Here is a 964-nt window from a genome sequence, read left to right as displayed (position 1 = left end):
TGGCAGATTCACGGCAGATTTCAGGGGTCCGCCGCTACTCGGGAACACCCACAGAAGGTCAGCAACTTTCACCTACCGGACTCTCACCGTCTACGGTCAGCCATTCCAGACTGTTCGACTAGCCACTAACTTTGTAACTCCTCGAACAAGTGTCAGCTTGTTCAGCGGGGTCCCACAACCCCGACCACGCAACCCCTGACAGGTATCACACGCAGCCGGTTTAGCCTCAATCCGCTTTCGCTCGCCACTACTCACGGAATCACTAAATTGTTTTCTCTTCCTACGGGTACTGAGATGTTTCACTTCCCCGCGTTCCCTCCACACACCCTATGTGTTCAGGTGTGGGTGACACCACATGACTGGTGCCAGGTTTCCCCATTCGGACACCCTGGGATCACAGCTCGGTTGACAGCTCCCCCAGGCCTATCGCGGCCTCCCACGTCCTTCATCGGCTCCTGGTGCCAAGGCATTCACCGTTCGCCCTTGACAACTTGACCACAAAGATGCTCGCGTCCACTGTGCAATTCTCAACAAACGACCAACCCACAACCCCAACAGCCCCACACCAAACCCAACAACCCGTTGGCGGTATGCGAGGCCAGGCCATGCCTGGCAACCTCACGAACCCACAGGCTCGCTACGGCTCCGAAAGAAACAACCACTGGTTGTTCTTTCAGGACCCAACAGGGTGCTTACATTCCCCCTCAGCCGCACCAGAACCAATCCGTTCCCACCACACCCGAAAGAGTGGCTGTACTAAGTGATCCCAGCCGTTGCCGAGGCAAAACTTGCCAGTGTCTCCGCCATTCGAGCACCCCACCACCACATTCGGGCAGTGCGGGCTCCTTACCGACTTTCGTCGGAAGGTGCTCCTTAGAAAGGAGGTGATCCAGCCGCACCTTCCGGTACGGCTACCTTGTTACGACTTCGTCCCAATCGCCAGCCCCACCTTCGACGGCTCCCT

Annotated in this window: 2 rRNA genes; both read right to left on the bottom strand. The window is 57.4% G+C overall.

Annotated features, from left to right (window positions below):
• Positions 1-497 (bottom strand): 23S ribosomal RNA (locus QCZ28_RS34395); the annotation flags it as partial.
• Positions 498-877: 380 nt separating this feature from the next.
• Positions 878-964 (bottom strand): 16S ribosomal RNA (locus tag QCZ28_RS34390); the annotation flags it as partial.

This window comes from Micromonospora sp. DH14 (assembly GCF_029809455.1).
Taxonomy (GTDB): domain Bacteria; phylum Actinomycetota; class Actinomycetes; order Mycobacteriales; family Micromonosporaceae; genus Micromonospora; species Micromonospora parva.
This window is presented reverse-complemented; position numbering and strand designations above follow the sequence as displayed.